This window comes from Mycolicibacterium austroafricanum (assembly GCF_902705885.1).
Lineage (GTDB): Bacteria > Actinomycetota > Actinomycetes > Mycobacteriales > Mycobacteriaceae > Mycobacterium > Mycobacterium vanbaalenii_A.
This window is the reverse complement of record NZ_CACSIP010000056.1, coordinates 154,393-179,457: the sequence shown is the minus strand read 5'-3', so window position 1 is coordinate 179,457 and position 25,065 is coordinate 154,393. Positions and strand designations below refer to the sequence as shown.

The following is a 25,065-nucleotide window of genomic DNA, read 5'->3' as shown; positions in this document are numbered from 1 at the left end:
GTGCACAGCGGTGATATCGCCGGACGGTGTCGCGGCTCAACCGCCGGTGCCGTGATCTGCGTCGATGCTAACCCGCAAATGACTTGCAGTCCTAATGTCAGGACAAACTCTTGACTTTCCACTGTGAGGCGTATTACATCACCAGAGAAGCGTGTCGCTCGTCATGGACCCGGGTGGTTCGGCAGGCGTCGCGGCGATCTCGAGGACAAGGAGAGACAATGACGTTCAAGCGACTCGCGGCGGTGGCCGGAGCGGGCGTCCTGGCGTTGGGGATCGTGTCGTGTTCCTCGACCGGTGGAGCGCCAGAGGGATCCGGCGACGGGTCCGGCGGAGGAACCGTGGACACCCCCCGGATGACGATCGCGATGATCACCCACGAGGTGCCCGGTGACTCCTTCTGGGACCTGGTCCGCAAGGGCGCAGAGACCGCCGCCAAGAAAGACAACATCGAACTGCGGTACTCCAACGACCCGGAGGCGCCCAACCAGGCCAACCTGGTGCAGAGCGCGATCGACAGCGGGGTCGACGGCATCGCGGTGACGCTCGCCAAGCCCGATGCCATGCAGGCCGCGGTGAATGCCGCTGCGGAGAAGGGTATTCCGGTCGTGGCGTTCAACGCCGGCATGGATTCCTGGAAGGAGATGGGCGTCAAGGAGTACTTCGGTCAGGACGGCTTCATCGCCGGACAGGGGGTCGGTGACCGACTGCGAGCCGAGGGCGCGACCAAGGCGTTGTGTGTCATCCAGGAACAGGGGCATGTGGACCTGGAAGCGCGCTGCGCCGGTGTCCGAGACACCTTCCCGGCAACCGAGGTCCTCAACGTCAACGGCAAGGACATGCCGTCGGTGGAATCGACGATCACGGCCAAGCTGCAACAGGATCCCAGCGTCGACTACGTCGTCACCCTCGGTGCTCCGTTTGCGCTCACCGCGGTTCAGTCGGCGGACAGGGCCGGCAGCGAAACCAAGATCGGCACCTTCGACACCAACGCCGCGTTGGTCGGCGCCATCGAGTCCGGGGACGTGCAGTGGGCTGTGGACCAGCAGCCGTACCTGCAGGGCTACCTCGCGGTGGACTCGCTGTGGCTGTACCTGAGCAACGGCAACGTGCTCGGTGGAGGCCAGCCCACGCTGACCGGCCCGGCGTTCATCGATCAGACCAACATCGACGCGGTGGCCGAATACGCAAGGAACGGAACGCGCTGATGACCACCCAGTCAGAGATGGACGTGGCGCCCCACAAGGCGGTTCGCGACGAGCGGGTCAAGGAACGTAACCGGGTGCAGCGCTTACTGATCCGTCCCGAGGTGGGCGCGGCGATCGGCGCGATCGGGATCTTCGTCCTCTTCCTGATCGTGGCAGAACCGTTCCGCGAGGCCTCCTCGCTGGCCACCGTGCTCTACGCCAGTTCCACCATCGGCATCATGGCCTGCGGTGTGGCCGTGCTGATGATCGGCGGCGAGTTCGATCTGTCGACCGGTGTGGCAGTGACGTTCAGTTCACTGGCGGCGTCGATGCTGGCCTACAACCTGCATCTGAACCTCTGGGTCGGCGCCGCGTTGGCGCTGGTCCTGGCATTGACGGTCGGATTCTTCAACGGCTTCCTGGTGATGAAGACCAAGATCCCCAGCTTTTTGATCACGCTGAGCACCTTCTTCATGCTCGCCGGAATCAACCTCGCCGTCACCAAGTTGGTCGCCGGTCAGGTCGCCACCCAGAGCGTCAGCGACATGCAGGGCTGGGATTCGGCACGTGCGGTGTTCGCCTCGTCGTTCACGGTGTTCGGCGTGAGCATCCGCATCACCGTGGTGTGGTGGTTGGTCTTCACCGCCGTCGCCACCTGGGTGCTGTTCAAGACCAAGATCGGCAACTGGATCTTCGCGGTGGGTGGCGACAAGGAAAGCGCACGCGCCGTGGGTGTTCCGGTCACGGCTGTCAAGATCGGCCTGTTCATGTTCGTCGGTTTCTGCGCCTGGTTCGTCGGCATGCATCTGCTGTTCTCGTTCAACACCGTGCAATCCGGCCAGGGCATCGGCAACGAGTTCTTCTACATCATCGCCGCAGTCATCGGCGGGTGTCTGCTGACCGGCGGCTACGGCACAGCGATCGGTGCCGCGATCGGCGCATTCATCTTCGGTATGACCAACCAGGGCATCGTCTACGCAGGCTGGGACCCCGACTGGTTCAAGTTCTTCCTGGGCGCGATGCTGCTGTTCGCGGTGATCGCCAACAATGCCTTCCGCAACTACGCAGCAAAGAGGTGACTCGGTGACCACCACAGTCGAAAAACCCAGCAGCGACGCCCCTTCGGGCGGCAACGTGCCGCTTGTCGAACTGAAGAACGTCGGCAAGTCCTACGGCAACATCACCGCGCTCAAGGACATCTGCCTGCGCGTGCACGCCGGCGAGGTCACCGGCATCCTCGGTGACAACGGTGCCGGAAAGTCCACGCTCATCAAGATCATCTCCGGGCTCCATCAGCAGACCGACGGTGAACTGCTCGTCGACGGCGAACCGACCAAGTTCGGCTCACCGGCGGACGCGCTGGAGAAGGGCATCGCGACGGTGTACCAGAACCTGGCCGTCGTGCCGTTGATGCCGGTGTGGCGCAACTTCTTCCTGGGTCAGGAGCTCCGGAAGAAGTCGTTCCCGTTCTCGTTGGACGCCGACGCGATGCGGGCGACGACGCTGACCGAACTGTCCAAGATGGGTATCGACCTGCCCGACGTCGACGTGCCGATCGGCTCGCTGTCGGGCGGTCAGAAGCAGTGTGTCGCGATCGCACGCGCCGTGTTCTTCGGGGCCCGGGTACTGATTCTCGACGAGCCCACGGCCGCGTTGGGGGTCAAGCAGTCCGGTGTGGTGCTGAAGTACATCACCGCGGCCAAGGAGGCCGGGTTCGGGGTGGTGTTCATCACCCACAACCCCCATCATGCGCACCTGGTCGGTGACCACTTCGTCCTGCTCAACCGCGGCAGGCAGAAGCTGGACTGCACCTACGACGAGATCACGCTCGAGCACCTCACACAGCAGATGGCCGGCGGTGACGAGCTCGAGGCGCTCTCCCACGAGTTGCGGGGCGGCAAGAACTAGCGGGAACGGCGCGCCGAATGCCCTGTCTGCCGATTGGCCGACAGGGCATTCGGGTATAGCAGCCCCAATGACCCCGTCAACACTGAAGACCGAAGATGCAGGACCGAAGACCGTCAGCCGCAGCGTGCAGGTCGGCGCCCCGATCGCGGAGATTTTCGCGATGATCGTCGATCCTCACCGCCATCCCGAGATCGACGGGTCCGGCACGGTGCGCGACATCGAAGTCAAGGGTCCCGACCGGCTCACCGAGGGCGACAAGTTCACCGTCGGCATGACGCAGTACGGCCTGCCCTACAAGATCACCTCGACAGCCACCGAGGTGCAGGAGAACCGGGTCGTCGAGTGGCAACATCCGCTCGGCCACCGCTGGCGCTGGGAGTTGGCCGAGGTGAGTCCCGCGACCACGAAGGTGACCGAGACGTTCGACTACTCCACCGCCAAGCTGCCCATCGTCATCGAACTACTCGGCTTGCAGAAGAAGAACGCCGAGGGCATCGAGTCCACCTTGACCTCGCTGGCCGACCGATACGACCTGCACGCTTCATAGGGCCGCAGGCCAACGTTCACGGTCTCGACACGGCATCGTCCGCAGCGTCGACAGGCCGACCCCGCCCGGTCACGGCACAATGGTGGTCATGGATCGGGATTTCGAGTCGCCTGCCGTTCCGGTATGGCGTGACCCGCTGTCGGCAGGCTGGCGCGCGCACCGCAACCTGTTGATGCTGCGTCTGCGCTGGCACGAGCGGCGCGGTTTCACTCGCCGCGTGGTAGCCACCGGCCCGCCGACGCTCAGCGGGGATTCATCCCCGCGGCCCGGTAGGCGTCGTCGATGAGGCCCATGTTGGCCACGGCGTCGGCGGTGTCGAGCGGTAGCGGCGCGCCGTGCTGGACGTGGGCGGCGAAGGCTTCGAGCTGATACGTGTAGGTCGCTCGGCTGCCGAGGTGCTCGACGGTTGTCCCGGCCTCGGTGGTGATGGTGAGCCTGTCGTCGTCCTGCGGCTTGATGAAGTTGTGCGCCAACACATCGCCGCGGGTGCCGACGATCCGCAGCGTGAACGAGTGCTTGTCGGCGAGCATCGAGTTGGCCGAATACCCGGTGGCGCCGCCAGGTAATTCCAGCTCCACGTCACACCGCGCATCGACGTCGGGGCCGGCGTGTTCGCAGTGTCCGGCCGTGGCTCCGACGACTCTCGGTGCGCCGAACCGACGCATGACGTGCAGGCCGTAGCAGCCGAGATCCATCAGGGCGCCACCGGCGAGCTCCAGCGACCACCGCGGATCCTCGGGCGGCGGTGCCGGCATACCCATCCGGACCTCCACATGGGTCAGCTCACCGAGGGATCCGTCGTCGGCGAGTTCGAAGGCCCGACGCGTGAGGGGATGGAACAGGTAGTGAAACCCCTCCAGAACCGTCACCCCAGCCTGGTCTGCGGCCGCCGCCACGCGCTGTGCCTCCTCGCGGTCCCGGGCGAACGGCTTCTCGGTCAGCACCGGCTTCCCGGCAGCCACTGCGGCCAGGTTCCACGGTGCGTGCAACCCGTTGGCCAACGGGTTGTAGACGACGTCGACCTCGGGGTCGTTCACCACGTCCCCGTACGACGCCAGCACCCGCTCCACACCGTGTGCGTCGGCGAACGCCTTGGCGCGCAACGGGTCACGCGACGCGACTGCGACCAGCCGGTGACCGAGTTCCCTGGCCGGACCGACGATGGCCGACTCGGCGATCCGGGACGCGCCGAGCACTCCGATTCGCAGGCCGCCGGTCTGTCGGCGTGCTGCGGGAGCCGCGCTCACACCTCCACCGCGCGGCACACGTCCTGCAGGTAGGCCACACTCGCGCGCACGTCGCCGATCGGGCCCTCGCCGGCGGGTTCGCCGGCCAGGATGGTGTCCTGCTCCATGACGAACCAGCCGTCGTAGCCGTTGGCGCGCAGCGCTGTCACCAGACCGGCGATGTCGACGTCGCCGCGGCCCAGCGGGGTGTAGATCCCGTCACGTACGGCGTCGGTGTAGGTCAGCTCACCTGCCTGCACCCGCGCGGCCATCGCCGCGTCGACATCCTTGAGGTGGGCGTGGGCGATCCGGCCCGGCACGTCTCGTGCCAACTGCACCGGGTCTGTCCCGCCGATCAGCAGATGTCCGGTGTCCAGACACAGCTGGATCGCCGAACCGTCCAGCACGCGTTGCACTTCGGCACGGTTCTCGACCATCGTGCCGACATGCGGATGCAGCACCGCGAGTATGCCGCGGTCGGCGGCAGCCTCGGCCAGCCGGTCCAGATTGCCCAACAACGTGGACCACTGCGCATCGTCGAGGGTCGGGCGCGAGTCGTACCCGTCGGACCCCGTCGCCGCGGCGAGCACGAGGACATCCGCCGCAGACGCCACCAGCGACTCGAGCGGCCCGGCGATGTCGGTCGCCGGATCGTGTGCGGTGTCATGCAGCACCACCGGGACGAACGATCCGACACAGCTGAGTCCGTAGGAGCCCAACAGCGTCGTCAACTCCTCGGGCTGCGACGGCAGAAACCCCTGCGGCCCTGTCTCGGTCGCCGACAGGCCGACCTCACGCATCTCGGCCAGCACCCGCTCCGGCGTCAGCTGATGGCCCCAGCCGGGGACCTCGCACACACCCCACGAGATCGGTGCACCTGCGAACTTCACTTCTGTGTCTCCTTTCGAACCGACTCGAGCGATACCGGGACGCCCCGGCGCAGTGACTCTGTGGCGGCTTCGGCGATCCATGCCACCTCGACCGCATCGGCGACGGTGGCGCCCCGATTCGGCCCTCCCCGAACCACATCGACGAAACCGCTCAGCTCGGTGCGGAAGGCCTCGGTGAAGCGGTCCATGAAGAAGTGGTGTGGTGGTCCGGTCGGGAAGTCGTTGGGAGAGGAGAAGCGTGGGTCGCCGTTGCGAACGGGAGCGCCCTGATCCCAACCTGCGACCACCGTGTCGTCGAACCCGTGGGCCTCGAGTCGGCAGTCATACCCGCGTCCGTTGTACCGCGCCGCGGACACCACTCCGAGCGCGCCGCCGTCGAACCGCACCACGATGGCGGCGGTGTCCACGTCGCCGTACTCGGTGAACAACGGATCTCCCTGGACGCTGCCGGTGGCGTACACCTCGACGGCGTTCTGCCCGGTGATCCAGCACAACACGTCGAAATCGTGAACCGCGCAGTCACGGAAGATGCCGCCGGAGCCCTTGATGTAGTCCATCGGCGGGGGAGCGGGGTCCATGGTGGTGCTGCGCACGGTATGCAGCGCGCCCAGCGAGCCGTCCTCGACCGCGCGTTTGACGGCGGCGAACGCTGTGTCGAAGCGACGCTGATAGCCCACCTGCACCGGAACACCCGAGCGGGCGATCACCTCAGCCACCCGGGCGCTCTCGGCGGCACTGGCCGCGATCGGCTTCTCGCAGAACGTCGGCAGGCCGCGGTCGACGGCCGCCAGCGTCAACTCCGCGTGTGCCGGCGTGGCCGCCGCGACCACCACCCCGTCGACTCCCGAGGACAGTAGCTCCTCGACCGAGTCGGCCGGTGTGGCACCGTATTTCGCTGCCGCCTCCTTGACGACGTCAAGCCGTTCGTCGGTGATCACCAGGCCGGACACATCCGGCAGGTTGGTCAGCGTCTCGGCGTGGAACGCACCGATGCGGCCGAGCCCGATGAGGCCGAGGGTGGTCATGGAATTCTCCGTTCGTTCTGGTCGCCGAGTGCGACGTCGAGGTCCTCTGGGGGGAGGTCGTCGGCCAGCGCATCCAGCACGACGTCCACCTGGCTGGCCGGTGCCAGGCTGCCGATCGGCTGATCGCTGTCCAGGTTGGTGGGGAAGGCGTAACCCTCCGCGGTGGCGACCACCACGTTCTCCAGCTCTCGGTGAGACCGTCCGGCTGCCTGCATCGCCCGCAGGGCGGGGTAGACCGAACGCACCATCGCGGTGCGATCCAGCGCCTCCATCGCCCGTCCGAACGGCGAGGAGATCTGCAGTAGGTTCGCGATGCGCCGGATTCTCGGCGAGATGTTGGCGCCTGCACCGTGATACAGCGCCGGGTTGAAGAACACCGCGTCACCCTTCTGCAGCGGCAGCTGGACGTGGCGGTGGGCGAAGTAGTCGACGAACTCGGGCCGGTTGAACGCGATGTAGCCCCCGGCGAAACGCTGCGAGTGCGGCAGCAGCATCGTCGGCCCACTGTCAACGGGCATGTCGCAGTGGGCAACCGCTCCCTGCAGCGTCAGCACCGGCGATGTGCGGTGCACATGCGCGGGGTAGCCGGCGAGGTGTTCCGGGGGAACGAAGCCGAGGTGGTAATCGCGGTGCGGAACCTGTGCCGCACCGCCGGGATTGACGACGTTGACCTGAGAGGTCACCTGATAGCGGGGCCCCAGCCACGCCTGGCAGATCACGGCCAGTACGTCGTTGGCGTAGTAGTCGGCGAACACCGCGGGGCTGTGCAGCGCCAACTTCTGGGCCGCGTTCCAGATCCGGTCGTTGGCGCCCGGCTTGCCGAAGTGATCGCCGGCCGCCACCCCGTTCGCCCGTTGCGCCTCGATGAGCGCGAAGAACGCGTCGTTGGCGCGATCGACGACCTCGGCATCGAATGCCCCGGTGAACACGACCACCCCTGGGCCGTCCCCGAGGGCCCGGATGAGTTCGGACTGCAGCGCCCGCCGGTCCCCGCGGGCCATGGAGTCTGGGGTGTAGACGAGGACGTTGCTGCGGACGTCGTCGGCGAGCGGATAGTCGCCGAGGTCGGTGTCGCGTTCCACCTCGGCGCGAAACGCGTCCAGGTCGAAGTCGGACTCGTCCAGCCACGGTGCCGGAGTCGCGCGCACTGGTGCTCCCATGGCAGCTAGTCTTGCTGTGATCGGCACCGCAATCAACGGCATGAATCCATCAAAAACACCTCATTCAGTGACCGCGAGCAGACGCAAACTCGTGCGATATGAGGTCAAAGTGGACGACTTTGCGTCTGCTCGCGGGAGAAGCGGCACAGGCGCAGGAGGGGAGGTGAAGTGTCGCACCGCTACAAGGTCCGCGAGATCGCCCAGCAAGCCGGTCTGAGTGAGGCGACCGTCGACCGGGTGCTGCACCACCGCCCCGGGGTCCGCCAGAACACCGTCGCTGAGGTCCACCAGGCGATCGCCGACCTGGACAAGCAGCGGGCACAGCTACGCCTCAACGGACGCCGGTACCTCGTCGACATCGTCATGCAGACCCCGCGGCGCTTCTCCGACGCGTTCCGGGCGGCGGTCGAAGCAGAACTGCCAGCGTTCGCACCGGCGATGCTGCGGGCCCGGTTCCACCTGTGGGAGTCGGGTTCGACAGCACAGATGGTCGAGGCGCTGCGGCGGTTGCGCGGCAGTCACGGGGTAGTGCTCAAGGCCCAGGATCAGCCCGAGGTGGCCGAGGCGATCGACCGCCTGGTCGACGCCGGGGTGCCGGTGGTGACCTATGCGACCGACGTGCCCGCGAGCTCGCGCTGCGGCTACGTCGGCATCGACAACCACGGTGCCGGGCTGACCGCCGCGTACCTGGTGGACCAGTGGCTGGGACCCGCGACCGCCGATGTCCTCATCACGCTGAGCCAGACGGTGTTCCGCGGCGAGGGGGAGCGCGAGGTCGGGTTCCGGTCCGGGCTGCGCGGTACCGGCCGGGGAATCGTCGAGGTCAGCGACAGCGATGGCATCGACGCGACCAACGAACGACTGGTCCTCGAGGCGCTCGAGAGCCACCCTGCGGTGGAGGCCGTCTACTCCGTCGGCGGCGGCAACCTCGCGACCGTCGCGGCGTTCGAGAAACTCGGGCGGGCATGCCGGGTTTTTGTCGCCCACGACCTCGACGCCGACAACCGGAGACTGCTGCGGGAGGGGCACATCTCCGCGGTGTTGCACAACGACCTGCGTGCCGATGCGAGGCTGGCGTTGCGGTTGATCCTGCAGGAGCGAGGCGCTCTGCCGACGGAGCCGGCACGGCCGGTCCCGATTCAGGTCATCACTCCCCACAACCTGCCGGCGTGACCGCAAAATCGTCGAAACCGGCCTTTCCCCGATAACATCTCGCCCCACGGTGTCGAAAACGCGCCGACGACCTAGATCAGGGAAACGATCGGTGCCGCAAGAGTTCATCAACGGTGTGACCGTGCTGGGCAACCTGGCCATCGATGTCATCGACGGTGCGCCCCGGAGTCCCGGTGGCTGCGCGTCCTTCGCCGGGGTGGCGCTGGAGGCCTCGGGCGTGCCCGGTCGGATCGTCGCGATGGGTGCTGAGCAGGATCATTCGCTGTTCGATGCGCTGCTCGAACGTTTCGGTGACCTGATCCGGGTCCTGCCGTCGGACCGGACGAGCGCCTTTCGACTGGACTACGACGACGTCGACCATCGCCACATGTCGGTCGACGCGATCGGTCCCGTCTGGGGTCAGGCCGAAGTCGAGGCCGCCGATCCCGATACCACCTGGGTGCACCTCGCCCCGCTGCTGCGCACCGACTTCCCGGCCGAAACGCTGAAGCTGCTCTCCGACCGCGGCCACCGGGTGGCCTACGACGGCCAGGGGCTGGTGCGCGCCGATCGGCTGGGCCCGCTGGTGGAGGATCGCCACTTTCCCGCGGGCCTGCTGGACCACCTCGACGTCCTCAAGCTCGCGGAGGACGAAGCCATCGTCGTCGCCGACGGCCCCTTCGATGCGGAGGTGGCCAAGCGGCTCGGGGTGCCCGAGATCGTGGTGACCTACGGCTCCGAGGGGTGCCACATCTACACCGACGGGGAGATCACCCGCGTTCCCGCTGCGTGGCGGGTGCTGGATGTGCAGACCACGGGTGCCGGCGACATGTTCACCGCGTGCTACGTGGCCAACCGCGCCGCGGGAGCGGATCCGCGACGGGCTGCCGAACTGGCGAGCGACCTCGTCGCCGGCGAACTCGAGAAGCGGCGTCAGGTCCGGTCGGTTCAACTCGGCTGAGGCCCCCGACGCTGCTCGCAGGCGGCTACTGACGAGTAACCGCAATCTTAGAGAACGTCGTTCTCGAAAACGTGACGAAAACCACAAATTTGTCGCACGTCACCCGGCTTCACGCACCTGAACTGGTACTTCGATCCTTCTTTACGTGCCGGTAACGGGTGTGCCGCTTTCAGGGCAGCCTAAGAGAAGTGCAATAATCGGTACTCCCGGTGACAGAAACAATTGGGTACAACTTGTTCGACGGTGCGCCGTGCGCTCGCAGCCCTATCTGCGACCCGGACCGGCGCAGCCTGACTAGATTTCGAAAGGCAGGGTCGTGGGTCAGAACGGCACAGCCAACGGCGACGGCGCCGCGACAAATCCCGCCCCGCGGCAGAAGCTCGAAAAGGTCGTCATCCGCTTCGCCGGCGATTCCGGCGACGGTATGCAGCTCACCGGTGACCGCTTCACCTCCGAAGCTGCATTGTTCGGCAACGACCTTGCCACGCAACCGAATTACCCGGCCGAGATCCGCGCGCCCCAGGGCACTCTTCCCGGTGTCTCCTCGTTCCAGATCCAGATCGCCGATTACGACATCCTGACCGCCGGGGACCGTCCCGACGTTCTCGTCGCGATGAACCCGGCCGCGCTGAAGGCCAATGTCTCCGACTTGCCCCACGGCGGTCTGATCATCGCCAACTCCGACGAGTTCACCAAACGCAACCTGGCCAAGGTCGGTTACAGCGCCAACCCGTTGGAGACCGACGAGCTGTCCGACTACGTGGTGCAGGCCGTGCCCATGACCACGCTGACACTGGGCGCCGTGGAGTCCATCGGCGCCACCAAGAAGGACGGCCAGCGAGCCAAGAACATGTTCGCGCTCGGCCTGTTGTCGTGGATGTACGGGCGCGAACTCGAACACAGCGAGTCGTTCATTCGCGAGAAGTTCTCCCGCAAGCCCGACATCGCCGAGGCCAATGTGCTGGCGCTGAAGGCCGGCTGGTACTTCGGTGAGACGACAGAAGCCTTCGCGACCACCTACGAGGTCTCGCCGGCCAAGCTCAAGACCGGCGAGTACCGGCAGATCTCGGGCAACACCGCGCTGGCCTACGGGTTGGTGTCCGCAGGCCACCTCAGCGACATCCAGGTGGTGCTGGGCACCTACCCGATCACGCCCGCCTCCGACATCCTCCACGAGCTGTCCAAGCACAAGAACTTCAACGTCCTGACCTTTCAGGCCGAGGACGAGATCGCCGGTATCGGTGCGGCCATCGGCGCGTCCTATGGCGGTGCGCTGGGTGTCACCAGCACCTCGGGACCGGGCATCTCGCTGAAATCCGAGGCGATCGGACTGGCCGTGATGACCGAGCTGCCCCTGATCGTCATCGACGTGCAGCGCGGCGGACCGTCGACGGGGCTGCCCACCAAGACCGAGCAGGCCGACCTGCTCCAGGCGCTGTTCGGGCGCAACGGTGAATCACCGGTGGCCGTGCTGGCGCCGCGGTCGCCGTCGGATTGCTTCGACATCGCCATGGAAGCCGCCCGCATCGCGGTGCACTATCACACGCCGGTGATGATTCTGTCCGACGGCGCCATCGCCAACGGTTCCGAACCGTGGCGGATCCCCGACGTGACCAGCTACGAGCCGATCAGGCACACCTTCGCCAAGACCGGCGAGCCGTTCGCGCCCTACGCCCGCGACCCGGAGACCCTGGCCCGGCAGTTCGCGATACCCGGCACCCCCGGTCTGGAACATCGAATCGGTGGCCTCGAGGCGGCCAACGGCTCGGGCAACATCTCCTACGAGCCCAAGAACCACGACCTGATGGTTCGGCTGCGGCAGGAGAAGGTGGCCGGCATCAAGGTCCCCGACCTCGAGGTCGACGATCCCAGCGGTGAGGCCGAGTTGCTGATGCTCGGCTGGGGCAGCAGTTACGGCCCCATCGGCGAGGCTTGCCGGCGCGCCCGGCGCAAAGGGATCAAGGTCGCCCAGGCGCATCTGCGCAACCTGAATCCGTTCCCGGCCAATGTCGGTGAGGTGCTGGCGAAGTACTCCACGGTGGTGCTGCCGGAGATGAACCTCGGGCAGCTGGCGTTGCTGCTGCGCGGAAAGTACCTCGTGGACATCCAGTCGGTGACCAAGGTCGAGGGCATGGCGTTCCTCGCCGACGAGGTCGAGGGCATCATCGACGCCGCGCTCGACGGAACACTCGGCGAGAAAGAACTCGAGAAGGCGAAATTCGCCAGGCTGGCGGCGGCCACCATCGAGGATCCGGCCGCAGTGGCCGACGACGCAACTGGTGTGGGAGCGAACGCATGACTGACCTGGTAGGAAGCGATCTGGGGCTGACCCCCGGCGGTCTGACCAAGACCAGCCTGGTGCCGACGACGGACCAACCGCAGAAGTCCAAGGACTTCACCAGTGACCAGGAGGTCCGCTGGTGCCCGGGTTGCGGTGACTACGTCATCCTCAACACCATCCGCAACTTCCTGCCCGAGTTGGGGCTGCGTCGCGAGAACATCGCGTTCGTCAGCGGTATCGGTTGCTCGAGCCGGTTCCCGTACTACCTGGAGACCTACGGATTCCACTCGATCCACGGCCGGGCGCCGACGATCGCCACCGGACTCGCGCTGGCCCGCGAAGATCTGTCGGTGTGGGTGGTCACCGGTGACGGTGATGCGCTCTCGATCGGCGGCAACCACCTCATCCACGCGTTGCGACGCAACATCAACATCACGATCCTGCTGTTCAACAACAGGATCTACGGGCTCACCAAAGGCCAGTACTCGCCCACCTCCGAGGTCGGCAAGGTCACCAAGTCCACCCCGATGGGGTCGCTCGACTACCCGTTCAACCCGGTGTCGCTGGCTCTGGGCGCCGAGGCCACGTTCGTCGGCCGCGCCATGGACTCCGACCGCAAGGGCCTGTCCGAGGTGCTGCGCGGTGCGGCCGCCCACCGGGGCGCGGCACTGGTCGAGATCATGCAGGACTGCCCGATCTTCAACGACGGCTCATTCGACGCGCTGCGCAAGGAAGGCGCCGAAGAGCGGCTGATCAACCTCAGCCACGGTGAGCCCATCACCTTCGGCGCCGACGGTGAATACTGCGTGGTGAAATCGGGCTACGGTCTCGAGGTCGCCAAGACCGCCGATGTGCCCGCCGCCGAGATCGTGATCCATGACGCACAGCTCGAGGACCCGGCATATGCGTTCGCATTGTCGCGGCTGTCCGAGCAGAACCTCGATCACATGGTGATGGGCATCTTCCGTCAGGTGAGCAAGCCGACCTACGACGACGCAGCCCGTCAGCAGCTCTCCGCGGCGCGTGATGCCAAAGCCCACGACACGGCGGCACTGCAGTCGCTTCTCCGGGGCAAAGACACCTGGACCGTTGACTGACTGACGGTCGACACAGTGCGCTAACGTCACCGATGTGACGTCGTCCCTGCCGTTGGCCGCCGTAGTACTTGCGGGCGGCGCCTCCCGGCGGATGGGCCGGGACAAGGCCACGTTGCCCTTCGAAAGCGCTGCCGGCCCGACCACGCTGGTCGAGCGGGTGGTCTCGATCGTGGCGATGCGATGTGCCCCGGTCTACGTGATCGCCGCGCCCGGCCAGAGGCTGCCCGAACTCCCCGCACTCGTGCTCCGCGACGATGTACGCGGAGTGGGTCCGCTGCTCGCCGCCGGTCGGGGACTGCGCGCGGCGGCGGAGGCCGGATTTGAGCACGCCTTCGTCTGTGCTGTGGACATGCCCGAGTTGACCACCGAGCTGATCGACACTTTGGCCGGGCCGGCCGAACGCCTGGGCGCCGATGTCGTGCTGCCGTGGGATGGCCGCGACCACTACCTGGCCGGCATCTACCGCACCGCCCTGTTCACCACCATCGAGGCGCTCGTCGCGTCCGGAGAGCGAAGCATGCGGTCCCTCACGGTGGCCGTCGACACCCAGCGGATCGTGATGCCCGAGCAGCCCGCCCTGACGAACGTGAACACGATGGCCGATCTGGACGCCGTGATCCCCCCGCGATTGGTCTAGCAAATTCATTTGTGATCAGCACTGAATTCTCACACTCAATTCTCCTATTCATGCCACCGAATTAGTGCGTATTATTTTCGTGATAAGCGAACACCACAGAAGAATTGGCTGCGGCGTCTCGCTGCGCGTGACCGGCCAGAAGGGCTTGTCCCGCAACGGTGTTGATCGTCGAATTGGGTGAAAACGTCGCGGAGGTACGCGAATCCGCTGTCCAGATGGCTTGAATGTGCGGTCGGGGCCGTCGGACGAGCATGGGCTGCCCGCAGCGGGGTGGTTCCTAGCCCCGAATGCACCCGAAAGGCGTTGCCGGACAACCAGAAAACGTCAATAGACGGGCCTGTGCGACGGGGGGTCGACGGTGCTCGGCGCCACTTCTCTGTCCAGCGAATTCCCTGTGGCACAACATCGTCGACCGGTGTTGAGGCGATGTCGTGCCACGCGTGGTGTCTGACACGCCACGGCCGTCCGTTTGGTGATGCCGATCTGCGTCAACGTGTCTGCCATACCCCTTCCGCACCTCCTAGACGGTGTTCCAGCTCACAAATCACCGGTGATCTGACTCACGTGTGTGCCGGGGTGGGCAGGTTTCTACGCCGGCGACAAACCGCCAGCTGACCTGCGCGAACGACCGAAGAATGCGGCTGTGATCATTCCGTTATTTGCGTGCGACACGACGTGAGGCGATATGACTTTGCGCGAAGTGCTTTGTACGGTCCCAAACAGCCTCTACGGAGCAAATAATTCAAAACCACGAACCTGCGTGCGTGGGGCCTGCGGGAGGCGATCAGCCTCCCGCCGGTCGTCGGGTCCGAGACTCCGGCGAGGTGACATCCGCCCCCCTGTCGTGCCCGACCGAGACGGCGCGACCCAATCAACCTGCCTGACTCCAGGCACCGTGCCCGCCCATGTGCGGGCGCTGATGGCGCGCGCTTGGCGAAAGGATCGAAGTTGAAGAACATCCGCAAGACGTTTGGTCTGGCCACCATCGCGGGAGCGCTGACCGTTGCGCCGATGGCTGTGTCGATCGGTACCGCCAATGCGGACAGCGTCAACTGGGATGCCGTGGCGGCATGCGAGTCGGGCGGCAACTGGTCGATCAACACCGGTAACGGCTACTACGGCGGCCTGCAGTTCGCGATGGGCACCTGGAAGTCCAACGGCGGCTCGGGTTCGCCCCACCATGCCAGCCGCGAAGAGCAGATCCGGGTGGCCGAGAACGTGCTGCAGACGCAGGGCATCGGCGCATGGCCGACCTGCGGTGGACGCGGCTGACCCCCGTACTCACCTGAAAAGGGGCGGTGCCGGCAGACGCCGGCGCCGCCCCTTTCTTCTCAGGGGTCTCTTACGTCAGATAAGCAACTACTAAAACTTTCACCTCCTGCGTAACAGGTGATCCTCGTCACCCGACAGACCGGATAACCGCAGCGTGAGAGCGCGCCACCACTTCACTTGCGGGCCTTGAGTCACAACGGTCGGGGAAGGACCGCAGAGATGAACATTCGTAAGGTTGTCACCAAAGGCCTGATGGCCACCGCGATCTCCGGAGCGCTCGCCGTCATCCCGATGACACTCGACGGCTCCACCGCCACCGCGCACGCCGACTCGGTCAACTGGGACGCGATCGCGCAGTGCGAATCCGGCGGGAACTGGTCGATCAACACCGGCAACGGCCACTACGGCGGTCTGCAGTTCAAGCCGGCGACCTGGTCGTCCAACGGCGGCGTGGGCAACCCGGCGACGGCGTCCCGTTCTGAGCAGATCCGGGTCGCCGAGAACGTCCTGCGGACCCAGGGCATCAAGGCCTGGCCCAAGTGCGGCGCCAAGGGGATGGCCGCCCAGGTGTGGGGCAACGCGCCCACCGCCCCTGCTTCTCCGGCCCCGGCCACGGTTCCCGCGAAGGCGACCGGGTGCGCCGGCATGCCGACCTCGGTCTTCGGCGGCCTGCTCGNTCCNCGCGCNGAGGGCANCGNGCNCCGCGCGCTGANGNCACCGCGCTCCGCGCGCTGAGGGCACCGCGCTCCGCGCGCTGAGGGCACCGCGCTCCGCGCGCTGAGGGCACCGCGCTCCGCGCGCTGACGACAAGCTCAGTCGGCCACGGACGGCGGGACAAAAGCGGAGCGGGCCGCGATCGACGCCAGGTGCGACGTCACTGCTTTCTCGGGGATCAGCGCGGTGGCCCGACTGGCGGCGGCGCTGAGAAACGACGGACGTAGGTTCACGATCCTGCCGATCGTCGCCGATTCCCGCACCAGTGGACGGACCCGCCGCCTGCGGAAGCGGCCGAAGCGCTCGAAGGCAGTGGCGAGGTCGTCGGCCAGGTCGACGAAACGGGCCAGGATCGCTGCGTCCTCGAGTGCCTGACACCCGCCCTGCCCGAGGTGGGGACGCATCGGATGGGCGGCGTCCCCGACGAGCACCACGGGGCCTCGCGACCAGTGCTCAGGCTGGGCCCGGTCGAACAGATCGTTGCGCAGCAGATCCGCGGCATCCGTCGACGCGATCAACCGCGGTATCGGGTCAGCCCACGAGGCCAGTTTCTCCGTCAGATAGGCGTGGTCCCCGCCGGGGGCGGCGAAACCCTGGGGCAGCCTCTCGGTGGCGAACCAGTAGGTGTGGTCGGGTCCCAGCGGCACATGCCCCACCTCGGTCCCGGCTCCCATCGTCTTGCCGGCCAGCGCCGGATCCAGCCGATGCGCGGCCACGCCACGCCACGCGGTGTATCCGACGTAGCGGCTGGACAGCGGTCCGTTGAGGGTGCGCGCCACCATCGAGTTGACACCATCGGCGCCGACCACCGCGTCAACCTCTCGAACCCGGGAATCCGACAGTGTCAGTCGCACTGAGTCTGCAGCGATGATCAGTCCGGTCGCGCTGAGTCCGGTCTGTACCGCATCGGCGGGCAACGCCGCCCGCAGGATGTCGGTCAGCGCGCGGCGCCGCACCACCACCAGTGGTTCGCCGAGCGCGTCCTCGATGCGCTGCGGCGACGGGCGGCGCAGCCAGGTGCCGTCTCGCCAGCGGATAGCCCCGCCTGTCACCCTGCCCCCCGCGCCACGCACCGCGTCACCCAGGCCGATGTCGTCGAGCGCGGCCAGCGCGTTGGGCCAGATGCTGATGCCTGCCCCGGTCGTCGCGTCGGCGCGTTGCTCGATCACCGTCACGTCGTGTCCGGCACGGCGCAGCGCGACGGCAGTGGCCAACCCGGCGATACCGGCACCGATCACCGTGATGTGGGCAGGCATCCGCCGACTTTATCCGGCGGCAGTGGCCGGTTCGGGCACACACGTCAAGCAGACGAGACAGTCAGGTCACATCCGCGAAACGCAAGCCTGGTTTCCTGAAGGGCAACCAGGTCAACTACAGGTGTACACCGGAGGTTTCATGGGACCCGCCCTCGAGCTGACCAGCGTGCCCGCCTGGAGCACCGTCGTCACGCGGCCGGACGCCGACCTGTCCGGTCGCCAATGGACCGTGATCGCCTTCGGCCCCGCCGGTGCCGAGGTCGCGGGTGGGTGGTCCGAGCAGATCGCGGTGACCGGATCGGAATCCACAGTGCGGATCCACCAGGTCGCCCTGCACGGCGACGACGGGGCGGCGCGCACAGCTCTGCTCGCCGACCTCGCCGACGCCCGAGTCGGATGGCGTCTGATGGTCGCAGGCCCGGCACACGCCTGCCTGAGGGTGCGTGCGCTGGCGATGGAGATGGGGATCGCCGACGACGAGATGACGGTGGCCTCGACCGATGTGGCGTCGCGTTCGGTGCAGTGCGTGCACTGCCGGACCGTCACCTCCGCGACCGTGGAACTCGAAGACGTGCTGCCGTGCCGCGGATGCGGGCGCAACCTACTGGTGTACTACCACGTCTCACGCAGGCAGGGTGCGCACCTGGGGTTCATGGTCGACGCAGAGGAGCAGGCCGCCCGGTGAGCACGCTGAAGCTGGTCGTCGCCGGCATCGACGACACCATCGCCGGGATCCGCACATTGACGCTCGCCCATCCTGACGGTGCGCCGCTGCCGTCCTTCCCTGCCGGGAGTCACATCGTCGTGGAGTGCGGCGGTCCGGGGCGGCCGGCCAATGCGTATTCGCTGACGGGTGAGGGGATCTCGCCGGAGACCTATGTGATCTCGGTGCTGCGGTGCGGCGACGCAGCGACGGACGGATCCAGCGGATCGCGGTGGATCCACGACGAGCTGGCGGCGGGTGACACCGTGGTCACCCGCCCGCCTCGCAGCGCATTCGCCCCGGTGCTGCGCGCCCGAAGGCACCTGTTGGTGGCCGCGGGCATCGGAATCACGCCGATGGTGTCGCACCTGCGCAGCGCGCGGCTGTGGGGCCGCGACGCCCGGCTGCTCTACCTCCATCGCGCAGAGCGGCCGGCCTATGTGGACACCGTCTTGTCCCTCACCGACCACGCCTCGATCCACACCCGCCGCGACGAGTTCGTCAGCGAGCTCGTCATCAGCCTCGCCGACCAGCCCATCGGCACCCACCTCTACCTCTGTGGTCCAGCCTCGTTCATCGACTCGGTCACCACCCTCGCGGGTGAGTTGGGATGGCCGGGCAGCCGAATCCACATGGAGCACTTCGGCTCTGACGCCCTGGACCCCGGCGAGCCGTTCGCCGTGCGGGTCGCCTCCACCGGCGAAGGGTTCACCGTCGACCCCGGGGTGTCGCTGCTGGAGGCGCTCGAGAGCCGGGGTTACGACGTGGCCAGCCTGTGCCGCCGCGGAGTCTGCGGCGAGTGCCGGGTCCCGGTCTCTGGTGGCGCCATCACCCACCGCGACCTCTATCTCAGCGACGAGGAGAAGTGTTCGGGGGACTCGATGATGGCCTGCGTGTCCCGGGGGAGCGGCGACACCTTGGAGTTGACCCTGTGATCGGAGTGAGCACATGAACGCTGAAGGCTTGTTGTCGGCGCCGGACCTGATCGAGACGTTTCCGTTCCCGTTCGCTGCGGACAGCTACCGGTACAGCACCAACGTGGAACCGGCAGGCTCGGTGGTGCACACCCCCGCGGGCCGCTGGGGGGAGCGGATCGTCGACATCGACAGCGAGTACGAGCACGAACTCGCCGAGCGGGCAGCGGTTCTCGCCGCCGATCCGACTCGTTACGCCGTGCTGCCGCACATGCGCCCGGCCTGCTGGGACACCATGTTGACGCTGATGCACGAGATGGCCACCGCATACCCCGAGATCATGTCGTTGGAGCGCCGCGGCTCCGGGTGGCACTGGCGTAACGACCGGCTGGGACTCAGCCAGGATTTTGTCGTCGGGGACGAGACCACGCTTCCCGCCGAACCGTTGGCCTACATCGCGAGCCAGGTACAGGAGGACATCGTGCTGCTCGACCAGCGCGACGGTGACCTCTTCGGTGATGCCGGTGTGGTGACCTTCGCCGCGGACTGGTCCTTCGGTTTCGACGTGGGCATGACGTTCCTCGAGATCCACGGTCCAGTGCCTCGGCTCAGGGAGTCCGGCGTCATCACCCGTGCCCGCGAGTTCCTGATGCGACTGCAGCCCGGCGAGACCTACCGGCGTACCAACTGGACGCTGACCATCGGCAGACGCCTCGATGTCTCCACCGAGCGCTACCACGAGTGGGGCCCGGACCGGACGATGATCCAGACGGTCCCCGACGAGGTTTTCGGGCGGCTGGTGCACCTGCGGGTCGAGGTGCAGCACCTCATCCGGCTTCCCGAATCGGGATCGATCTGCTTTCTGATCCGCACCTACATGCTGCCGCTCGCCGATGTCGCGGCGGTGGAACCGTGGCGTCAGCGCGCAGCGACGGTGCTCGCCGAGTTGCCCGGGGACATGGCCGACTACAAGGGCATCATCGCGTTCCGTGACCATGCCGTCCGGTGGTTGCACAACGCAGACTGACCCGGCGGTCTTGAGCAGACACAAAGTCGCACGAATCCGAGTGGATCCGTGCGACTTTGTGTCTGCTCGCGAGTGGGAGCTACACCCGCTCGCGCGAACTGTCAGTACACCGGGGGCTCACCCTCGGCCGCAGGTCCCTTCTCGACCGGCGTGTGTTCGATGATCGCCTTGTAGGCATGGTTCTCGTGCTGGATCATCCGGACGAAGAACCCGACGAACAGCACCACTGCGAGGATGAAGAACAACCAAGTGCCGAAGCTGTTGCCGCCGAAGGTGAACACCACACCGGGCACGTCATAGCTGTCGATCGGACTGAACATTTATTTCACCTCCTCACCGAGGACGAGCACCGCGGTGCCGCTGCTGGAACGCATCTCGGTGACCGGGATGCCCTCGGGGTAGGGCGTGGCCGGAACCTCGGAGAGGTCAAGGCCCTGCAACTCGACCTCCGGCGGAATCCGCAGCAGGCCGGCCTTCTTCAGGCCCAGCGACAGCAGATAGGCGGGGAAGAACCCGAGTGCGGCGAACGTCAGGGCGCCGATCAGCTGACCCCAGAAGGAGATCGACGGGTTGCCGTCGGTGTTGGGGTAACCGGCGAGGAAGATGCCGGCCATGATCAGCGAGTAGAACCCCATGCCGCCGTGCACCGCGACAGCGCCCACCACATCGTCGATCTTCATCTTGTCCAGCAGCTTGCCGATGAACGGGATCAGTCCGCCGCCGACCAGCGCGATGACGAAGGTCAGCGCGGGGTGGTACAGGTCCAGTCCGGCGGCGACGGCGATGACGCCGGCCAGCCCACCCGAGATCGTCCAGAACGGTTCACCGCGGGAGGTCAGGTAGGCGCCGATGATGCCGCCGGCCAGGCCCATGAGCGTGTTGAAGGCGAAGGCGCTCAACGTCGTCGGGCTTCCGTAGATGGTGGCGTAGCCGCCGGGTCCGTAGATGACACAGCCCATCAGGAAGCCGAAGAAGCCGGTGAAGATCAGGAACAGCCCGAGCATGGTCAACGGCAGGTTGTGCGGACGGATTGTCACCGGCGTGCCGTCAGGCAGGAAGCGGCCGATCCGTGGCCCCAGGTTGATCAGGATACCCAGCGCGGCGAAGCCCGCGATCATGTGCACACAACCGGCCGCACCGACATCGTGGAAACCGAGTTCGGTCAGCATCCAGCCGGCGCCGTGCCACCCCCATGACGCGCCGATGATCCACACCACGGAGCCGACGAAGACGGTCAGCACCAGAAAGCCGCTGGTCCGGATGCGTTCGAGCACCGCCCCGGACATGATCGAACCGGTGGTGGCGGCGAACAGAGCGAACGCGCCCCAGAAGATGCCGCTCGCGGGATCGTCGGTGTTCGGGCCCATGTTGTCGCTCCACGGCAGGGCTGCCTTGGCGGCGTCGTTGAACTCGATGAATCCGGTGGGCATCGCGTTGTACAGGAACCAGCCGACAAAAAAGAACGACGCGATGATGGTGGCGAAGGCCAACAGGTTCTTCATCGCCGTCGCCAGGACGTTCTTCGAACGCGACGCACCGATTTCGTAGGCCAGGAAGCCTGCGTGGATGAGCATCATCAACGCGATGGACATCCAATAGAAGAACTCGTTGTTGACTGCCGCCATGGACGCAATCGCGTCCTCGACTTCGGGTGTCAAGGGGACCTCCACCGTGTGGTTTGGGGATGGCTGGTTGGGCCATTGCGTTTATCGGGAGTGTTCTCGAGGTACTGACGGTGTACGAGGCTTGACGCTAACGGTGGGAATGTGTCCCACCTGTCAAGGGGTGTTAATTCCGCGTGAAGTCGTGCGGGGGCGTGTGTTACGAAGTGCAGATGGCCTCGACCGCGGGATCCGCGACACCTTTCGGCGACCTCGACGATTTCTTGGCTCTCCCGCGGGTGTCCGGCCTTGCGGTGTCTGCTGACGGTTCCCGGGTCGTCACGACCGTCGCCACCCTCAACTCCAAGGGCACCGAGTTCGTCAGTTCGCTGTGGGAACTCGACCCGCGTGGACAGCAGCCGGCCCGGCGGATCACGCACGGGGAGAAAGGGGAGTCGTCACCGTCGTTCACTGCAGACGGCGACATGCTGTTCGTCGCCGCCCGGCCCACCCCCGACGACGACACACCACCCAAATCGCTGTGGCGACTACCCGCGGCCGGTGGCGAAGCGGTCGAGGCGGCCGCACTGCCCGGTGGCGTCGACGCGGTGGCGCCGGCGAGATCCGGAGTCGAGATCGTGGTCTCGTCGGCGGTGTTGCCGTCGGCCACCGACACCGACCACGACAAGCAGCTGCGGAAAGCGCGCAAAGACCACAAGGTCTCCGCGGTGCTGCACGCCGGTTATCCGGTCAGGCACTGGGACCACGACCTCGGCCCCGAGCGCGCCCACCTGTTCAGCGCCGACGGACGTGACCTGACCCCCGACCCCGGTGATGCCCTGCGCCACGCGGATTTCGACATCAGCGGCGACGGTGCGTTCGTGGTGACCGCGTGGCAGCGGCCGGCGCCGGGAGCGGCGGTGCGGAGCACTCTGGTCCGCATCGACGTGGCGACCGCGCAGCGCTCGGTCATCGTCGACGACGCCGACGCGGATCTGGGACTACCGGCGATCTCACCCGACGGGCGGTCGGTCGCGTTCACCCGGGAGACGATCTCCACTCCGCACCAGGCGCCACGAACGACGCTGTGCCTCATGGATTTCGACGGCGAGCCGGTCGAGTTGACGGCACAGTGGGACCGGTGGCCGACGTCGGTGGCGTGGTCGGTGGACGGTTCGTCGTTGATCGTGACCGCAGACGACAACGGGCGCGGTCCGCTCTTCGCCGTCGATCCGGCCTCCGGCGCGGTGCGCCCGATCGTGGCGGACGACTTCACCTACTCCGACGTACGCCCCGCTCCCGGCGGGGTGCTGTTCGCACTCCGTAGCTCCTACACGACACCGCCGCATCCGGTGAGGATCGACGCGGACGGGACGGTGACCGAGCTGCCGTGCCTGCCGATGCCTGAACTGCCTGGCACGTTGACCGAGGTGACGGCAGTCGCCGGTGACGGGCAGTCCGTCCGGTCCTGGCTGGCGCTGCCGCACGGCTGCGACGACGATGCGCCGGCCCCTCTGCTGTTGTGGATCCACGGCGGCCCGCTGGCGAGCTGGAACGCCTGGCATTGGCGGTGGAACCCGTGGATCATGGTGGCCCGCGGCTACGCGGTACTGCTACCCGACCCGGCTCTGTCGACCGGCTACGGCCAGGACTTCATCCAACGGGGTTGGGGCGCGTGGGGTTCGGCACCGTACACAGATCTGCTCGCGGCGACCGACGCGGCCTGCGCGCACCCCGGCGTCGACCCGGCCCGCACCGCGGCGATGGGCGGCTCGTTCGGCGGATACATGGCCAACTGGATCGCCGGGCACACCGACCGGTTCTCGGCGATCGTCACCCACGCGAGCCTGTGGGCTCTCGACCAGTTCGGCTCGACCACCGACGGCGCGTACTGGTGGGCCAGGGAGATGACACCTGAGATGGCGGCGGCGAACTCACCACACCTGTTCGTCTCCGAGATCGCCACGCCGATGCTGGTGATCCACGGCGACAAGGACTACCGGGTGCCGATCGGCGAGGCGCTTCGACTGTGGTACGAGTTGCTGAGCCGATCGGCGCTGCCCGCCGGCGACGACGGATCGACCGCCCACAGGTTCCTGTACTTCCCCTCCGAGAACCACTGGGTGCTCAACCCGCAGCACGCCAAGATCTGGTACCAGGTGGTGACCGCCTTCCTGTCCACACATGTGCTCGGCGAGGACGTCGAGTTGCCCGAGATGCTCGGGTAGCGTCGGCGTCATGACCTCTCCGGAGAACGAAGCCGATCGCGAGTTCGATGTCGTCGTCTACGGCGCCACCGGATTCGTCGGCAAGCTGACCGCCGAGTACCTGGCCGCCGCCGGCGGCAGCGCCCGCATCGCCCTGGCGGGCCGTTCGGCAGACCGGCTGCTCGCAACGCGCGACGCGCTGGGGGAAGCGGCGCAATCCTGGCCGCTGATCACCGCCGACGCCTCGCAGCCGGCCACGCTGAATGCGATGGCGGCCCGCACCCGGGTGGTGATCACCACCGTCGGGCCGTACCTGCGGTACGGCCTTCCTCTGGTGGCGGCATGCGCGGCCGCGGGCACCGACTACGCCGATCTCACCGGCGAGCCGTTGTTCATCCGCAAAGGCATCGACCTGTACCACAAGCAGGCAGCCGACACCGGCGCCCGGATCGTCCATTCATGCGGGTTCGACTCCATCCCTTCGGATCTGACGGTGTTCGCGTTGTACCGTCAGGCCGAGCGCGACGGCACCGGGCAGCTCGGTGACACCAACTTCGTGGTGCGCCGTTTCGCGGGCGGTGTGTCCGGCGGCACGGTGGCGTCGATGACCGAGCTGGCCCGGGAGGCCTCCGCCGACCCCGAGGCGCGGCGGCTGCTCAACGATCCGTACACGCTGACACCGGACCGCTCAGCGGAGCCGGAACTCGGCGCCCAGCCCGACGCCCGGTGGCGGCGCGGGCGCGATATCGCCCCCGAACTCGACGGGTACTGGGTCGGCGCGTTCGCGATGGCCATCCCGAACACCCGTATCGTCCGGCGAAGCAATGCGCTGCTGGACTACGCCTACGGCAGGCGGTTCGAGTACGCCGAACAGATGAGCGTCGGACGTTCCGTGGTGGCCCCGTTGGCCGCGGCGATGGCGACCGGCGGCAACGTCGCGACCATGGGCCTGGGCAGTCGATTCCTCGACCGGGTGCCCCGCGGCCTGCTCGAGCGAGTGCTGCCCAAGGTGGGCACCGGGCCCAGCGAACGGACCCGGGAACAGGGGCACTACACCGTCGAGACGTACACGACCACCTCCACGGGTGCCCGCTATCTGGCGCGGATGTCGCAGCGGGGTGACCCGGGTTACAAGGCGACGTCGGTGTTGCTGGGCGAGAGCGGACTGGCGCTGGCGCTGGACCGTGATCGACTCTCTGACCTGCGGGGGGTGCTGACACCGGCGGCCGCTATGGGTGACGCGTTGCTGGCTCGGTTCCCGGCGGCCGGGGTGTCGCTGGAGACGTCACGGCTGGACTGACCG

At 66.9% G+C, this 25,065-nt stretch carries 23 protein-coding genes; 16 read left to right on the top strand and 7 right to left on the bottom strand.

Annotated features, from left to right (window positions below; translation table 11 throughout):
- The first annotated feature begins 218 nt into the window (after positions 1-218).
- The 4 genes from BEMPMBAN_RS29000 (at position 219) to BEMPMBAN_RS28985 (ending at position 3,639) form a co-directional block, all read left to right on the top strand.
- On the top strand, positions 219-1,205 hold the full coding sequence (locus tag BEMPMBAN_RS29000; protein WP_159234923.1) for a substrate-binding domain-containing protein: 987 nt from the start codon (positions 219-221) through the stop codon (positions 1,203-1,205).
- Complete coding sequence (locus tag BEMPMBAN_RS28995) at positions 1,205-2,263, top strand: ABC transporter permease (RefSeq protein ID WP_159234922.1); 1,059 nt, start codon at positions 1,205-1,207, stop codon at positions 2,261-2,263. The genes BEMPMBAN_RS29000 and BEMPMBAN_RS28995 overlap by 1 nt, the downstream gene beginning before the upstream one ends.
- A 4-nt stretch (positions 2,264-2,267) precedes the next feature.
- Complete coding sequence (locus tag BEMPMBAN_RS28990; protein ID WP_159234921.1) at positions 2,268-3,092, top strand: ATP-binding cassette domain-containing protein; 825 nt, start codon at positions 2,268-2,270, stop codon at positions 3,090-3,092.
- A 67-nt stretch (positions 3,093-3,159) separates the two neighbouring features.
- Positions 3,160-3,639, top strand: a complete 480-nt coding sequence (locus BEMPMBAN_RS28985; RefSeq protein ID WP_159234920.1) for an SRPBCC family protein — start codon at positions 3,160-3,162, stop codon at positions 3,637-3,639.
- 242 nt (positions 3,640-3,881) lie between these two features.
- On the opposite strand, the gene BEMPMBAN_RS28980 is transcribed toward BEMPMBAN_RS28985, so the two are convergent.
- From BEMPMBAN_RS28980 to BEMPMBAN_RS28965, 4 genes are read right to left on the bottom strand one after another with little or no spacing between them, the layout of a single operon-like run.
- Positions 3,882-4,886, bottom strand: a complete 1,005-nt coding sequence (locus tag BEMPMBAN_RS28980; RefSeq protein ID WP_234897758.1) for a Gfo/Idh/MocA family protein — start codon at positions 4,884-4,886, stop codon at positions 3,882-3,884.
- Complete coding sequence (locus BEMPMBAN_RS28975) at positions 4,883-5,755, bottom strand: sugar phosphate isomerase/epimerase family protein (protein WP_234897757.1); 873 nt, start codon at positions 5,753-5,755, stop codon at positions 4,883-4,885. Before BEMPMBAN_RS28975 ends, BEMPMBAN_RS28980 begins: the two co-directional genes overlap by 4 nt.
- The gene (locus tag BEMPMBAN_RS28970) at positions 5,752-6,780 is read right to left on the bottom strand and encodes a Gfo/Idh/MocA family protein (protein ID WP_159234918.1); all 1,029 of its coding nucleotides are present in this window, start codon (positions 6,778-6,780) and stop codon (positions 5,752-5,754) included. Before BEMPMBAN_RS28970 ends, BEMPMBAN_RS28975 begins: the two co-directional genes overlap by 4 nt.
- Positions 6,777-7,940 carry a phytanoyl-CoA dioxygenase family protein gene (locus tag BEMPMBAN_RS28965; protein WP_200846151.1) on the bottom strand — a complete coding sequence of 388 codons (1,164 nt, stop codon included), beginning with the start codon at positions 7,938-7,940 and terminating at the stop codon, positions 6,777-6,779. The genes BEMPMBAN_RS28970 and BEMPMBAN_RS28965 overlap by 4 nt, the downstream gene beginning before the upstream one ends.
- Positions 7,941-8,108: 168 nt before the next feature.
- On the opposite strand from BEMPMBAN_RS28965, the gene BEMPMBAN_RS28960 reads away from it, so the two are divergent.
- The 7 genes from BEMPMBAN_RS28960 to BEMPMBAN_RS28930 all read left to right on the top strand — a co-directional run bounded on the left by BEMPMBAN_RS28960 (position 8,109) and on the right by BEMPMBAN_RS28930 (position 16,075).
- Positions 8,109-9,113 carry a LacI family DNA-binding transcriptional regulator gene (locus BEMPMBAN_RS28960; RefSeq protein ID WP_159234916.1) on the top strand — a complete coding sequence of 335 codons (1,005 nt, stop codon included), beginning with the start codon at positions 8,109-8,111 and terminating at the stop codon, positions 9,111-9,113.
- A 115-nt stretch (positions 9,114-9,228) separates the two neighbouring features.
- Positions 9,229-10,053 carry a PfkB family carbohydrate kinase gene (locus BEMPMBAN_RS28955; RefSeq protein ID WP_159234995.1) on the top strand — a complete coding sequence of 275 codons (825 nt, stop codon included), beginning with the start codon at positions 9,229-9,231 and terminating at the stop codon, positions 10,051-10,053.
- Positions 10,054-10,369: 316 nt separating this feature from the next.
- Positions 10,370-12,352: a 2-oxoacid:acceptor oxidoreductase subunit alpha gene (locus tag BEMPMBAN_RS28950; RefSeq protein ID WP_159234915.1), complete on the top strand. Its 1,983-nt coding sequence runs from the start codon at positions 10,370-10,372 to the stop codon at positions 12,350-12,352.
- Positions 12,349-13,431: a 2-oxoacid:ferredoxin oxidoreductase subunit beta gene (locus tag BEMPMBAN_RS28945; RefSeq protein ID WP_159234914.1), complete on the top strand. Its 1,083-nt coding sequence runs from the start codon at positions 12,349-12,351 to the stop codon at positions 13,429-13,431. Before BEMPMBAN_RS28950 ends, BEMPMBAN_RS28945 begins: the two co-directional genes overlap by 4 nt.
- A gap of 34 nt (positions 13,432-13,465) precedes the next feature.
- Positions 13,466-14,068 carry a molybdenum cofactor guanylyltransferase gene (gene mobA, locus BEMPMBAN_RS28940; protein ID WP_159234913.1) on the top strand — a complete coding sequence of 201 codons (603 nt, stop codon included), beginning with the start codon at positions 13,466-13,468 and terminating at the stop codon, positions 14,066-14,068.
- 948 nt (positions 14,069-15,016) lie between these two features.
- A complete protein-coding gene (locus tag BEMPMBAN_RS28935) occupies positions 15,017-15,340 on the top strand; it encodes a transglycosylase family protein (protein ID WP_159234912.1) in 324 nt (107 codons plus the stop codon).
- Positions 15,341-15,559: 219 nt separating this feature from the next.
- On the top strand, positions 15,560-16,075 hold the full coding sequence (locus tag BEMPMBAN_RS28930; RefSeq protein ID WP_159234911.1) for a transglycosylase family protein: 516 nt from the start codon (positions 15,560-15,562) through the stop codon (positions 16,073-16,075).
- Positions 16,076-16,152: 77 nt separating this feature from the next.
- Here the strand turns inward: BEMPMBAN_RS28930 and BEMPMBAN_RS28925 are convergent, their stop codons facing one another.
- Positions 16,153-17,310, bottom strand: coding sequence for an FAD-dependent oxidoreductase (locus BEMPMBAN_RS28925; protein ID WP_159234910.1), 1,158 nt, complete (start codon positions 17,308-17,310; stop codon positions 16,153-16,155).
- A gap of 139 nt (positions 17,311-17,449) precedes the next feature.
- Here BEMPMBAN_RS28925 and BEMPMBAN_RS28920 point away from each other — a divergent pair, with 139 nt between their 5' ends.
- The 3 genes from BEMPMBAN_RS28920 to BEMPMBAN_RS28910 are packed head-to-tail and all read left to right on the top strand — an operon-like array spanning position 17,450 to position 19,954.
- Positions 17,450-17,995 (top strand): dimethylamine monooxygenase subunit DmmA family protein, encoded by a 546-nt coding sequence (locus BEMPMBAN_RS28920; protein ID WP_159234909.1) that lies wholly within the window; start codon positions 17,450-17,452, stop codon positions 17,993-17,995.
- On the top strand, positions 17,992-18,948 hold the full coding sequence (locus BEMPMBAN_RS28915) for a PDR/VanB family oxidoreductase (protein WP_159234908.1): 957 nt from the start codon (positions 17,992-17,994) through the stop codon (positions 18,946-18,948). The genes BEMPMBAN_RS28920 and BEMPMBAN_RS28915 overlap by 4 nt, the downstream gene beginning before the upstream one ends.
- Positions 18,949-18,976: 28 nt before the next feature.
- Positions 18,977-19,954 carry a heme-dependent oxidative N-demethylase family protein gene (locus BEMPMBAN_RS28910; protein ID WP_200846163.1) on the top strand — a complete coding sequence of 326 codons (978 nt, stop codon included), beginning with the start codon at positions 18,977-18,979 and terminating at the stop codon, positions 19,952-19,954.
- 101 nt (positions 19,955-20,055) lie between these two features.
- On the opposite strand, the gene BEMPMBAN_RS28905 is transcribed toward BEMPMBAN_RS28910, so the two are convergent.
- Both BEMPMBAN_RS28905 and BEMPMBAN_RS28900 read right to left on the bottom strand, forming a co-directional pair.
- Positions 20,056-20,274, bottom strand: coding sequence for a hypothetical protein (locus tag BEMPMBAN_RS28905; RefSeq protein ID WP_159234906.1), 219 nt, complete (start codon positions 20,272-20,274; stop codon positions 20,056-20,058).
- Complete coding sequence (locus BEMPMBAN_RS28900) at positions 20,275-21,612, bottom strand: ammonium transporter (protein WP_159234905.1); 1,338 nt, start codon at positions 21,610-21,612, stop codon at positions 20,275-20,277. It lies immediately after the preceding gene.
- 176 nt (positions 21,613-21,788) lie between these two features.
- On the opposite strand from BEMPMBAN_RS28900, the gene BEMPMBAN_RS28895 reads away from it, so the two are divergent.
- Both BEMPMBAN_RS28895 and BEMPMBAN_RS28890 read left to right on the top strand, forming a co-directional pair.
- Positions 21,789-23,783, top strand: coding sequence for a S9 family peptidase (locus BEMPMBAN_RS28895; RefSeq protein ID WP_159234904.1), 1,995 nt, complete (start codon positions 21,789-21,791; stop codon positions 23,781-23,783).
- 10 nt (positions 23,784-23,793) lie between these two features.
- A complete protein-coding gene (locus BEMPMBAN_RS28890) occupies positions 23,794-25,062 on the top strand; it encodes a saccharopine dehydrogenase family protein (RefSeq protein ID WP_159234903.1) in 1,269 nt (422 codons plus the stop codon).
- Positions 25,063-25,065: the final 3 nt, after the last annotated feature.

Excerpts from the sequence above, each read along its gene's own strand:
- BEMPMBAN_RS28945 (WP_159234914.1), top strand. The coding sequence starts at position 12,349 with ATGACTGACCTGGTAGGAAGCGATCTGGGGCTGACCCCCGGCGGTCTG.
- BEMPMBAN_RS29000 (WP_159234923.1), top strand. The coding sequence starts at position 219 with ATGACGTTCAAGCGACTCGCGGCGGTGGCCGGAGCGGGCGTCCTGGCG.
- BEMPMBAN_RS28890 (WP_159234903.1), top strand. The coding sequence starts at position 23,794 with ATGACCTCTCCGGAGAACGAAGCCGATCGCGAGTTCGATGTCGTCGTC.
- BEMPMBAN_RS28965 (WP_200846151.1), bottom strand. The coding sequence starts at position 7,940 with ATGGGAGCACCAGTGCGCGCGACTCCGGCACCGTGGCTGGACGAGTCC.
- BEMPMBAN_RS28970 (WP_159234918.1), bottom strand. The coding sequence starts at position 6,780 with ATGACCACCCTCGGCCTCATCGGGCTCGGCCGCATCGGTGCGTTCCAC.
- BEMPMBAN_RS28925 (WP_159234910.1), bottom strand. The coding sequence starts at position 17,310 with ATGCCTGCCCACATCACGGTGATCGGTGCCGGTATCGCCGGGTTGGCC.
- BEMPMBAN_RS28995 (WP_159234922.1), top strand. The coding sequence starts at position 1,205 with ATGACCACCCAGTCAGAGATGGACGTGGCGCCCCACAAGGCGGTTCGC.
- BEMPMBAN_RS28905 (WP_159234906.1), bottom strand. The coding sequence starts at position 20,274 with ATGTTCAGTCCGATCGACAGCTATGACGTGCCCGGTGTGGTGTTCACC.
- BEMPMBAN_RS28920 (WP_159234909.1), top strand. The coding sequence starts at position 17,450 with ATGGGACCCGCCCTCGAGCTGACCAGCGTGCCCGCCTGGAGCACCGTC.
- BEMPMBAN_RS28985 (WP_159234920.1), top strand. The coding sequence starts at position 3,160 with ATGACCCCGTCAACACTGAAGACCGAAGATGCAGGACCGAAGACCGTC.
- BEMPMBAN_RS28895 (WP_159234904.1), top strand. The coding sequence starts at position 21,789 with ATGGCCTCGACCGCGGGATCCGCGACACCTTTCGGCGACCTCGACGAT.